Here is an 11,127-nt window from a genome sequence, read left to right on the forward strand (position 1 = left end):
TGCGCGTGCTCGCCTTCGCTTCGTCTCCCCCAGCTGATGACGAATCGAATGAACCGTTGCTTCCGCCCCACGCTGTTGTCCGCCGCCCTCTGCGCCGCGCTGCCTCTTCATGCCAACGATCTCGCGGACGCGCCCGAGCGTTCGCCGACCGAGCTCGCCGCCGTGCGCGTGCAGGCGCACCAGCCGGCGTCCACCGCCACGCAGACCAGCAGTTTCGGCGCGGGTGACTGGAAGAGCACGCCGGCATCGGTGAACGTGCTGGATCGTGACCTGCTGGACAGCCGCCAGGTGCGCACGCTGTCCGAGCTGGCCAGCAACGATGCCTCGCTGGGCGACAGCTATGCACCGGTCGGTTACTACCAGAACATCGCGATCCGCGGTTTCCCGCTGGATACCGGGACCGGGTATCGCTTCAATGGCTTGGCCATCACCGGCGAGCAACGCCTGGCGCTGGAGAACATCCAGTCGGTGGAGATCCTCAAGGGCGAAGCCGGCCTCGCCGCGGGCGTCATGGCGCCGGGTGGGATCATCAATTACCTGGGCAAGCGCCCGGCCGAGGTCCGCAACGTCACCCTCGGCACCGATTCGGAAGGCTCGCGCTATACCGCGGTGGATCTCGGCCATTGGCTGTCGCCGCGCTTCGGCGTGCGCTTCAATGCTGCCTGGGAAGACAGCGATTCCTATATCGACCATGCCGACGGCCGCCGCAACTTCTACTCACTGGCCACCGACTGGCTGATCGGCGAACGCGGCAAGCTGGAAGTGGATGCCAACTACCAGACCAGCGCGCAGCGCTCGGCCTCGGGCTATCAGCTGCTGGGCGCCACCGGGCTGCCGCGCGGCGTGGACCGCAAGCACCTGCTGGGGTACCAGACCTGGCAGCGGCCGGTCGGCATCGACAGCACCAACCTGACCGCGCTGCATACCTACGATTTCAGCCCGAGCTGGCAGTCGCGGGTGTCGGCCAGCTACAGCCGCTCGGTGATCGACGACAACGTCGCCTTCGCCTACGGCTGCTACTACGCCGCCGGATGCGCCGATGGCAGCGTGCCGGGCAACTACTTCGCGCCCAACGGCGATTACGACATCTACGATTACCGCAGCCCGGACGATACCCGCCGCAACCTGGAATTCCGTGGCGAGCTGCGCGGCAGTTTCGCCACCGGCGATATCCGGCACGAGTTGAGCGTGGGTGCGGACCGTTTCGAGCGCACCGTGGACAAGCGCCGCAACGTCAACGAATACGTGGGCACTGCCAACATCCACGATGCACAGGTGCCGCAGTTCGACCCGTCGCCGCTGATGCCGGGCCCGTCCGCGCGGCGTCTGGACAGCGCGCAGACGGCGGTCTTCGCACTGGACCGGATGAGCTTCGGCGATTGGCAGTGGCTGGCCGGTGGGCGTTTCGTGCGCCTGGACGAGCGTGCCTACGACAAGCGTGGCAACCCGGAGCGGCACAGCCGCCTGTCGCGCTTCCTGCCGCAGACCGCGCTGGTCTGGAAGGCGACCGACGAGGTCAACGCCTATGTCAGCTACGTGCGGGGCATTTCGCTCGGCCAGGAAGCGCCGTTCTGGACCTCCAACGAAGGCACGTTCCTGCCTGCGGTGCTGTCGCGCCAGACCGAAGTGGGCGTCAAGTATGTGACCAGCGATGCGCTGACGTTGGGTGCCGCTCTGTTCCGCACTTCGCAGCCGTTCCAGTACGCCAAGCCGGACGGCAGCGATGCCGGCTACACCTTCGTCGAGGAAGGGCAGCAGACCCATACCGGGCTGGAGCTCACCGCACAGGGCCAGCTCACCGAGCGCCTGTCGCTGACCGCCAGTGCGAGCGTCCTGCGTGCCCGTGCACGCGATGCCGGCACGCCGGATTACGAAGGCCACCAGCTGATCAACGTGCCCAAGACGCGCGCGACCGTGCATGCGGAATACCAGCTGCCGTTCGTGACCGGCCTGGGGCTGACCGGTGGTTGGCGTTACGCGGCCTCCAACGTGGCCACTGCCGATGGTCGCGTGAGCGCACCGGCCTACAGCGTGTTCGACGCGGGCCTGCGCTTCAAACATCAGCTGGGCGAGCATCCGGTGACCTGGAACCTCTCGGTGGACAACCTGTTCAACCGCTTCTACTGGCGCGATACCGGCAGCAGCTCGGGTGACTACTACCTGTTCCCGGGCGCGCCGCGTCAGGCCCGTTTGTCGGTGACGTTCGCGCTATGAACCCGGCGATCGTGGAATGGTCGGCGGCCGGCGTCAGCATGCTCGGCGTGTGGCTGATGACGCGCCGGGTGCCCCTTGCCTGGCCGGTCGGTCTGATCTCGGTGGCCCTGTACGCGCTGGTGTTCGCCGAGGCCCGGCTCTACTCGGACACGCTGCTGCAGATCGTGTTCGGCGGCTTCCTGGTCTACGGCTGGGTGCGCTGGCGTGGCCAGGTCGAGGACGATGGGCGGGTCGCAATCGTGCCGCTGGCGCGGGTGGCCATGTGGCGTGACCTCGGCATCGGCGTCGCCTTCGGGATTGCGCTCGGCGCGGCGATGCACTTCCTCACCAATGCAGCGTTGCCGTGGCTGGATGCAATGCTGGCTGCGCTGAGTCTGGTCGCCCAGTGGTGGCAGGCGCGACGTCACACGGCCGCATGGTGGCTGTGGATCCTGGTCGACGTGGTCTACGTCGGCATGTACATGGTCAAGTCACTGCACGTGACCGCGGTGCTGTATCTGGTGTTCGTCGGCCTGGCCGTGATGGGGTTGCGGGCATGGACGGTGGCGCGCAACGACGCGCTGCTTCACAACGTAGAAGGGCGGCGCGGTTAAGTCCGCGCCGCCCGTCGTTACGTCAGGTCTGCACTCGACCCGGCGCGGTCAGAACCGCGCCGTGGCACCCACGAAGAAGGTGCGTGCACCGCCGTCGTAGTTGTTGCCTTCCTCGATGGTGGAGACATCGCCGAGGTTGAGCACGCCCGCGCGCACCGTCAGGTGCTCGTTGACGTCGTAGCCGGTGACCAGGTCCCAGGTGGTATACGCCTTGGCGAACGTGGCGCTGGTGGAGGACACCAGCTGTTCGCCGATGTGCTGCGCGCTCAGGTTGAGCGACCATTCATCGGTGACCTGCCAGTCCAGCGAGGTATTGGCGGTCAGCTTGGGCACCACCAGCAGGCTGGCGCCGGTGGTGCGGTTCTTCGATTCCAGCATGCGCGTGGCGTTGGTGATCCAGTTCAGTCGCTCATGCAGGGGCACGGTGACGCTGGCTTCGACGCCGCGGGTGCGGGCCTTCTGGATGTTCTGCGCGACCGTCCACCAGAAACCGTTGACGAAGCTGGTCGTCTGGCCGGGGATGTCACGCAGCGGGACCTGCTGGATCTTGTCATCGAAGTCGGTCAGGAAGTAGGTGGCCGAGGCCGACCAGCCGTTCTTGTCGTAGCCGACGCCCAGCTCGTAGTTGGTGCTGGTTTCCGGCTCCAGGTTCGGATTGCCGGCCATGTAGCAGCCGGTGGTCCCGTCGGCGCTGATCGAGCGGTTGGTCCAGCCTTCCACGGTCAACGCGGTGCAGCCGTTGCCACCGGACTGGGTCGCCGCGCCGGCGGTGCCCTGCTTCAGGGTGGGCGCGCGGAAGCCCTGCGAGACACCGCCGCGCACAGTCCAGTCATCGGACGGGTGCCAGACGCCGTAGACGCGCGGGCTCAGGTTGTCGTCGTAATTGTCGGTGTTGTCCCAGCGCAGGCCGACAGTGAGGATGAACCGCTCGTGCAGGGTGATGTGGTCTTCAGCGAACAGCGCCCAGGAATCGGCTTCGCTGGTCGGGGTGATCCGGCCGGTGCCGGTCCAGGTCACCGGCACGGTGCCGATGGTGTCGCCGTTTTTCAGCTCTTCGCGCTTCCACTGGCCACCCACATTCAAGCTCTGCTCGACGCCCCAATGGAAGCTGCGGGTGAACGCGGTATCGAACACCGTCTCCTTGGAATGGTTGCCGACGGCGCTGCCCTTGTCTTCGTAATCGTTCTGTACCAGCGTCGTCTTGGACGTGGCGGCGTCGCCGTAGCGACCATCGTGCATGACCACGTAGCCGGTCTGCACCAGCTTGGACAGACCCCACGCACCGACGGCGCCCGCACCGCTGTTGCGCTGCTCGCCACGCGAGGCTTCAACGCCCACGGTGTGGTCATCGTTGACGCGCCAGTTGAGCAGGGCGTTGGCGTTCTCGGCCTTGTTGCCGGGCGTCTCCCGGCGGCCGGTATCCGATTCGCGGTTGGTGACATTGGCACCGACGCGCAGGCCCAGGTTCTCGGTCAGCGGACCACTGAACAGCGCGCCCATCTGGGTGGTATCGCCGCGGGTCGGGGAATCGGGCTTGCTGTAGTTGAACGTGACCGAGCCGCCCCATTCGCTGGCGATCTTGCGGGTGATGATGTTGATCACCCCGCCCATCGCATCCGAGCCGTACAACGAGGACATCGGCCCGCGGACCACCTCGATGCGCTCGATCATGTCCGGCGAGAGCCAGTTCAGGTCCTGCGGACCCAGGTCATCGCGGTAGTTCACGCCGGAGGAATTGCCCTGGCGGCGGCCGTCGATGAGGATCAGGGTGTACTGCTCGGGCAGGCCGCGCAGGCGGATCTTGGACTGCGCACCCGACAGTGCATACCCGCCGGTCACGCCGGGCACGGTGCTCAGCAGCTGGCCGATGCTGCTGACCGGCTTGCGTTCGATCTCCTCGCGGGTGATCACGCTGATGCTGGCCGGGGCGTCCTTGATCCACTGCTGGGCGCCGGTGGCGGTGACCACCACGGTATCCATCTGGCGGGGTGAGGCGGCGGCATCCGCAGCGGCGTCGGCATGCGCCTGGGCGGTCAGTACCAGACCAATGGCGACGGCGAGGGTGGCGCCGGAACGACGGGAAGAAGGGGAGGGGTGCGACATCGCGAAAGTACTCCGTGGCTATGGGAGCCCGCTGGCGATGGCTGGGGACGTCCGTGTGGGGGTTTCAAGTAATCTTAACAATCGTATCACGAACCATTCGCATTTGAAATGTAGCGATACACAGCGATATCGACGGCTGCCGTTATCGCTGTGCGGGGTCGATCACGAGAAACCCTTCACAGCCGCGCGGCTCACTCCACAACACTCAACTGCCGGGTAAGGCTGGGCCGCAATGCCAGCTTGTGGGTGATGCTGGTGATGGTCCGGCGCGGGTCGGTCGGGTGCGGCCGGGAGGTGGTGCTGCTTCTTCCCTGGCGCCACAGCCCGAACATCACGATCTCCGCGCCCACCGGGTAGGCCTTCAGCCACGCCGCATCGGTGTGCCCGACGCTGACTTCGTAGAAATCCCGGCGGTCGGTCACGCCGGTCTGCTGATACTTCGGGGCACAGTTGAGGAAGGTAACGCCATGGGGGTCACCGGGCTGAGGCATGCGATGTGAGCGCACCGTCCCGAGCAGGGCCAGCGGCAGCTCGCTGGATGCCGAGCCAAGCCGTTCCCATGCTTCGTCATAGCGGTCCTGGCCGTAAAGGAAATTCGCCCAGTCGACCCGCTTCTTGCCCAGGCGCAGGGTCAGGTGCGCGGTCAGCAGCGTGTCGTCCTCGCACATCGCCTGCAGGATCAGCAGGTCGGTGAGGGTGCGCAGGTAACCGTCGAGTGGCGCGTCTGCCGGGAGAAGGGTCGGCCCGGCGCTGCCCCGCTTCAGGGCCTGCTGGAGGACCAACAAACGCAGCTCATGCCGGCCATCGCCCAGCGCAGGCAGGAACTCGGGATTGGTTCCGCTGGCGAGCAGGGTCTGCAGATGTGAGGGAGCGTTGTAACGGCACCCTGGCAGATGCTCAGCGCCCTTGTTCAACGCGATGTACGCAGGAACCGCGGCGGGAAGAGCACCGTCGGCACCGCTTCTGTCGTGCGCCGGGACGAATCGGACCGGCACGCTGCAGCCATCGCAGAGCAACGTGGGCAGGGTCTGCTGCGCGTCATGACGTTTCTGCAGGTCGGCCAACCGGTGCAGGGTGCCGTGCGTTCCCACGGCCTTGCGCATCTTGATTCCGCGACTCATCTGCAACCACTGCTTCGTTCAATGGCGACCATGATAGTCGTTTCGATCCATCGCCCTGCGTCGCGAACCGCAGCGCCTGCTCAGCCCGGGTAGGACGGGAAGCGCTGATCCGGGTGCGTCTTCTTCCATTCGGTGTGGGCCACGGTGCCCTCCCACGCAAGGAACGCAGCGGGGATGCGCCCGCGACCGGACCAGGTGGCACCGCTGTGCGGCAGCCAGAAGCGCGGCGGCAGTGCTTCGCGGGGAATCTTGGCCGGCTTGGCGCGCGGGGCGGGGCTGGCCGACCCCGCGCTGTCCACGACTGCCCGGATCCTGCGCTGCTGTTCCGGGCTGAAATCGGCATAGGAGGTCGTGAGCAGCACGAGTGCGCGCTCGAACGCCTCCTTCGTGGCGGCCCGCAGCAGCGCGCTTTCATCCATTCCCGATCGCGCGACCGCAGCTGCCAGGCTGGCCTTCATCGATGATGCGGAGGGGGCGGCGGAGGGCTTACGGGGCATGGGATTCCTGAGAAGGAGGGACGGACGGAGGGCACGATAGCAAATGCCAGCGTGAAGCCATCGGTTTGCGCAGGCCTACTCGTCGATCGTGTTGCCGGTCAGCAGCAGGCGGGCCTGCGACTGCCACCCGCCAATGAACAGATCGGGCTTGCCATCCCCATCCAGATCACCGCGCGCCATGCTCCAGCTGCGTCCGACCGCGGTGCCGGGAATCACCGAGGCAGTGACGTCGGTGAAGTTGCCCTTGCCATCGTTCTGCCAGGCGCGAACCTGCAGCGGCACGAAGCCGGGCACGTCGATGGCGCTGACCACCAGGTCCGGATGGCCATCCTCGTTGACATCCACCACCGTCCCGCCCCAGCTGGAGAAACGATGCGCGGGCAGACGTGCGGCGGTGTCATCCTTGAAACGGGCCTCGCCTTGATTGATCAGCAGGCGCGTCTGCGGATTCTTGTCCCAGGCCTGGTTGTTGCTGGTGAGGTTGAAGAAGACCAGGTCCAGACGCCCATCACCGTTCGCATCGAACGCATGGACTTCCCGCGTCTCGGTGGGAATCTGCGCTCCCAGGCGGTCGGTGGCATCGGTGAAGCGGCCGCGGCCATCGTTGATCAGCAGGCGGTTGATGGGATCCTGGCTGGCGATGGCCATATCCAGATCGCCATCGCCATCCAGATCGGCCAGGGTAATGCCCTGTGCCTGCACGTTGATCGATGGCAGGTGGGTGGAGGTGGCATCGACGAAGTAGCCCGGGCGTGCGCGGTCATTGAGCCAGAGGAACGGTTGCGCCACACCGGCTTTGCCCTCCGTCGTGTTGCCCACCACGATGTCGGGCAGGCCATCGCCGTTGACATCACCGATGGCGACGCCGTTGGCCTGGCTCATCGCAGGAAGGCGCTCGCTGACCCGTACGAATCCACCCTGGCCGTCACCCAGGAACAGGTTGTGCTGCTCGGTGTCTTCAGCGATGAACAGCGCATCGATATGGCCGTCACCATCAACATCGGCCACGCGTACATGCTCGTTGTCGCCGGTGATCGTGCCGAACGCATCGGGCGCCTGTGTGAGCTTGCCGGTGCCATCGTTGAGGTAGAGCCGGTTGGCACCATTCTCCACCGCCACCGCCACCGCGACATCCAGATCGCCATCGCCATCGGCATCCAGCAACGCCGCATCCAGTGCATGGAGCTCCGCGTCGGTGGGAACGTGAGTGGCGGTGACGTCGGTAAAAATGGTGCGCGACGGTTGCGACGGGGCAGCGCACGCCGTGACGGAGACGCCGAACAGGGAAGCGGCGAGGGCGAGGGAGGGGATCGTTGAGTGCATGCGGCTCGGGCTCCGAAGCGGTCGTTGAGTGCGTCCGTTGCGAGGGACACGCGTGCCACTGTAGGGGCGCTGGCGTCGGCTGGGTGCGAGGGCATGGCCCCACCAAGCTGTACTTTCGCCAAACTGAACAGGGGTCGGTTCATCCGCGGGTGCGCAATGTTCCGGCAATCTTCGGCCACCAGATTCGATTCCACACCGATACGTTTGGAGGATCCAACGATGCTCACCTCAACCGCTTTCAGCTTCCGTGGCCTGGCCATGGCATTGGCTCTGACCGCTGGCGTCATCGCCGCAGGCGATGCCTCCGCGCTGTCGCGCAAGGACAAGAACACACTGGTGGGTGCCGTGGTGGGTGGCGTCGCTGGGCACGTGCTGTCCAACGGCGACCCGATGATGACCGCAGGCGGTGCAGTGGCCGGCGGTGCGATCGGCAATGTGACCACCAAGGATCGCCGGGACCACCGCGACTATCGCCACGATCGCGATCGCCGCTATGACCGCGACCATCGTTACGAGCGCACCAGCCGCCACGACCGCCGTCACGACCAGCGTCGCTGGGACCATGACCGCCGTAACCACAACCGCGGCTGGCGCTGATCGGAGCAGAGCGGAACCCTGCCGCGGCCACCGATTCGGGTGCATGCCCCCCGTTCCGTTTAAAAGCGCGCGCTGATGCCACCGCAGTGATGCGGTGAGTGGCATGACGGTCATTCGCCGCGCGTTGCCTCAAAGCGGTAGGGATTGCCCTGATCGGCAAAGTGCAACACATAGCGCGCAATGCGTGTCTTGCCATCGGACAACACATAGTCCACCTGCAGGCCGGGTCGAGGGTGTTCCTGCTCAGCACCGAGGTAGGTGTTGCTCGGATAGCTGAAGCCGTCATGGGGCGCTTCCCGTATGGCTGCACAGGTGGCAAACAGCGGCGGCAGGGTGTACAGGCGCTCACCATGCAACAACAGCACCGCTGTGTAGCGGACGGCTGTGCCACTGCTTGAGTAGCGCATATCCAGGCAAACCGACGTGCCGCGCTGCCAGGCCGTTACGGCGGTCAGGTTCTCCGGGTCGATCGGCGTCTCGCTGCGCCACTGTGGTGACGTCAGGTTCACGGCGCGGCTCAGGGGCCAGCGCCGCGTCCCCACCATCAACGTTTGGCCATCAAAGGCAACATCGAGGACGCCCTTGGGCGGCGTCATGGGGAGGTCGCCGGGCGTGGTCCACAACGGTGGGTCGTACCGGCGCAGCGCCTGGTGCATGGAGGTCACCCAGATGCAGTGCCGGGGTGATTCCGTGCAAGGCATGGCCAGCGACGTTCCCGATTCCGGAAACAAGGCACCGCCGAGCGACCGGTAGAAATCGCCAACGTTGGTAAAGGAAACAGGTTCGGCCTGGGCCGCCGCCGGCAGGCACACGCTGAGCAGGACAGCCAACGCACGGGGGAGGGGGGACATTGTGCATTCCATGCGGGTAGTGGCATCCAGGATCTTGCGCAGTGCAGGCGAACCCGCGGAAGTGAGCGGGCACAGGATGATCAACGAGGCATCGACGATCCGCAAGGCTGGGTGCCGGGGGAGCTTGCGATCGCGGGGACCTGCTGGACGCTGGCTTGTTAGCTGCACCCAGCCGCCCTAAGATCCAGCTTCCGTGCCCAAGGACTTCACTCGCTACGCGAGTCGGCTTGATTCCGGAGTTGAATGCGCTTGGAGCAAAAATGCATCGAAAATGTGCAGTTGCCATTCTTCTCGTCGCTGCCGGCTCTGCAGCGGCGACGACGTCGCCCCTTAGTCCGTCAGATTTCTTTGGCACTTGGCGGTGCGGCCCAACTGTCATGCAGGGACCAGGTTTCACTGTCACGTTAACTGATGAAACCACCAAGCTTCCGGACGGCACCTTCACTGCTCACTCCCGTAGCGTGATCTCCGCTCCAGGTAAGGCTCCTCTTACACTCCAAGATCGCAGTAGCGGCACGTGGGAGCTTGTGGGTGACGTCGTGAGGTCTCGGATCAACCGTATCGAGTTTCTCTCGGCATCAGATCCATCGATCACAAAGGATGCCGGGCAGAGGGCGCAAGACGAGCAGCTAGCCAAGAAGTCCGTCTATGAATCTCGCATTCTTGAGTTCAATGGCACGCACTCGCGCTCCATTCCAGTCAACGCCATGTACAAAGATGCGGCTGTCGAGTCCACCTGTGAGCGGATCTAAGAATTCATTCAAGCCGACGCCCCTTTGCGGCTCGGCCTGACTGTCTGCTGGGAACGACTGCTTCTGGCCGAAAGCGGACGAAGGTCGAGACTCGAGTTGAACTGACGATCTGCCTGTCGCTGGCGCAGTGCGCGCGGCGAGCAATCCACAGCCTGTCCGCGACCAAGCATCGCGACATCTGCCGTCTGAACACTATCTCCGCAACGGGCAGTAGGTAGTTGACCCTGCCGACGTGATCCTTAAAATTGACTTACGGCGTGTGCTGCGTGCGCCCGGGGGTAGGTCCCGATTACGGAGAACGACCTGTCGTTTTCCGAGTCTACGCATGCTGATACTCCAAAGTTCCGACCATCTCGATGTCTCACAGCTCTCACAGCTCTCACAGCTCTCACAGGCTTGGGCTGGATGGCATCTTCCACACCTCGATCAACCATGAGCTGACGAACCCTTCAGGTGCGTCGAGTCTGGTCGTGCCTATCCGGTTTGTTCGCTCCTTGCTTTAAGGGAGCACGATGACAACCATAGACCGACCGCGCAGCATCTTTGCGCGCATGCTCGCCAACGAGGCATCTGCGGGTGTCGCACTAATGATGGCGTCGATGGTCGCCATCTTGCTGGCCAACAGTCCAGCTGCGGGCAGCTATTTCGCATTTCTGCATGCTCATGCCGGCCCGGTTCTCAGTGAGAAACTCGGGCCAATGACGCCGCATCTTTGGATCAACGACGGGTTGATGGCGATCTTCTTTCTCCTTGTCGGCTTGGAGATCAAGCGCGAGCTTATCAGTGGGCGGTTGTCCTCCTGGCAGCAGCGCAGACTACCAGCTGTGCCTGCGCTGCTCGGCATGGCACTTCCTGCTCTGATCTTTCTGATCGCATCTCGGCACGAGCCCTCCCTGTCCAACGGCTGGGCCATTCCTGCGGCCACAGACATTGCCTTTGCGGTGGGGGTGCTGGCGCTTTTGGGCCGGCACGCGCCTCCCAGCTTGAAGCTCTTGCTGCTGTCGGTGGCCATCATCGACGACATGGGTGCAGTGGCAATCATTGCCCTGTTTTACACCTCGTCCCTCGACATCGGA

9 protein-coding genes are annotated in these 11,127 nt (G+C 64.8%); 4 read left to right on the forward strand and 5 right to left on the reverse strand.

Annotated features, from left to right (window positions below; genetic code table 11):
• Positions 1 to 48: 48 nt before the first annotated feature.
• Positions 49 to 2,214 (forward strand): TonB-dependent siderophore receptor, encoded by a 2,166-nt coding sequence (locus tag ABE472_RS07295; protein ID WP_346465957.1) that lies wholly within the window; start codon positions 49 to 51, stop codon positions 2,212 to 2,214.
• Positions 2,211 to 2,807 (forward strand): nicotinamide riboside transporter PnuC, encoded by a 597-nt coding sequence (gene pnuC / locus ABE472_RS07300; RefSeq protein ID WP_346465958.1) that lies wholly within the window; start codon positions 2,211 to 2,213, stop codon positions 2,805 to 2,807. The genes ABE472_RS07295 and pnuC overlap by 4 nt, the downstream gene beginning before the upstream one ends.
• A gap of 48 nt (positions 2,808 to 2,855) precedes the next feature.
• Here the strand turns inward: pnuC and ABE472_RS07305 are convergent, their stop codons facing one another.
• The 4 genes from ABE472_RS07305 to ABE472_RS07320 form a co-directional block, all read right to left on the reverse strand.
• Positions 2,856 to 4,910 carry a TonB-dependent receptor gene (locus tag ABE472_RS07305; RefSeq protein ID WP_346465959.1) on the reverse strand — a complete coding sequence of 685 codons (2,055 nt, stop codon included), beginning with the start codon at positions 4,908 to 4,910 and terminating at the stop codon, positions 2,856 to 2,858.
• Positions 4,911 to 5,101: 191 nt separating this feature from the next.
• A complete protein-coding gene (locus ABE472_RS07310; protein ID WP_313212803.1) occupies positions 5,102 to 6,031 on the reverse strand; it encodes a hypothetical protein in 930 nt (309 codons plus the stop codon).
• 80 nt (positions 6,032 to 6,111) lie between these two features.
• Positions 6,112 to 6,528, reverse strand: a complete 417-nt coding sequence (locus tag ABE472_RS07315) for an H-NS family nucleoid-associated regulatory protein (RefSeq protein WP_313212804.1) — start codon at positions 6,526 to 6,528, stop codon at positions 6,112 to 6,114.
• A gap of 75 nt (positions 6,529 to 6,603) precedes the next feature.
• Positions 6,604 to 7,851: a VCBS repeat-containing protein gene (locus ABE472_RS07320; RefSeq protein ID WP_346465960.1), complete on the reverse strand. Its 1,248-nt coding sequence runs from the start codon at positions 7,849 to 7,851 to the stop codon at positions 6,604 to 6,606.
• Between the two features lie 219 nt (positions 7,852 to 8,070).
• Between ABE472_RS07320 and ABE472_RS07325 the strand changes: the two genes are divergently transcribed.
• The gene (locus ABE472_RS07325; protein ID WP_346462588.1) at positions 8,071 to 8,448 is read left to right on the forward strand and encodes a hypothetical protein; all 378 of its coding nucleotides are present in this window, start codon (positions 8,071 to 8,073) and stop codon (positions 8,446 to 8,448) included.
• 110 nt (positions 8,449 to 8,558) lie between these two features.
• On the opposite strand, the gene ABE472_RS07330 is transcribed toward ABE472_RS07325, so the two are convergent.
• Positions 8,559 to 9,404 (reverse strand): hypothetical protein, encoded by an 846-nt coding sequence (locus tag ABE472_RS07330; protein ID WP_346465961.1) that lies wholly within the window; start codon positions 9,402 to 9,404, stop codon positions 8,559 to 8,561.
• Between the two features lie 1,198 nt (positions 9,405 to 10,602).
• Between ABE472_RS07330 and ABE472_RS07335 the strand changes: the two genes are divergently transcribed.
• Positions 10,603 to 11,127, forward strand: a 525-nt coding sequence (locus tag ABE472_RS07335; protein ID WP_346465962.1) for a Na+/H+ antiporter NhaA, incomplete at its 3' end; no start/stop codon positions are given.

Origin of the sequence: Stenotrophomonas sp. TWI809, assembly GCF_039673205.1 — a bacterium.
GTDB lineage: Bacteria > Pseudomonadota > Gammaproteobacteria > Xanthomonadales > Xanthomonadaceae > Stenotrophomonas.

Coding starts and splice junctions, on each gene's coding strand:
- pnuC (WP_346465958.1), top strand. CDS start 2,211: ATGAACCCGGCGATCGTGGAATGGTCGGCGGCCGGCGTCAGCATGCTC.
- ABE472_RS07315 (WP_313212804.1), bottom strand. CDS start 6,528: ATGCCCCGTAAGCCCTCCGCCGCCCCCTCCGCATCATCGATGAAGGCC.
- ABE472_RS07295 (WP_346465957.1), top strand. CDS start 49: ATGAACCGTTGCTTCCGCCCCACGCTGTTGTCCGCCGCCCTCTGCGCC.
- ABE472_RS07320 (WP_346465960.1), bottom strand. CDS start 7,851: ATGCACTCAACGATCCCCTCCCTCGCCCTCGCCGCTTCCCTGTTCGGC.
- ABE472_RS07325 (WP_346462588.1), top strand. CDS start 8,071: ATGCTCACCTCAACCGCTTTCAGCTTCCGTGGCCTGGCCATGGCATTG.
- ABE472_RS07305 (WP_346465959.1), bottom strand. CDS start 4,910: ATGTCGCACCCCTCCCCTTCTTCCCGTCGTTCCGGCGCCACCCTCGCC.
- ABE472_RS07310 (WP_313212803.1), bottom strand. CDS start 6,031: ATGAGTCGCGGAATCAAGATGCGCAAGGCCGTGGGAACGCACGGCACC.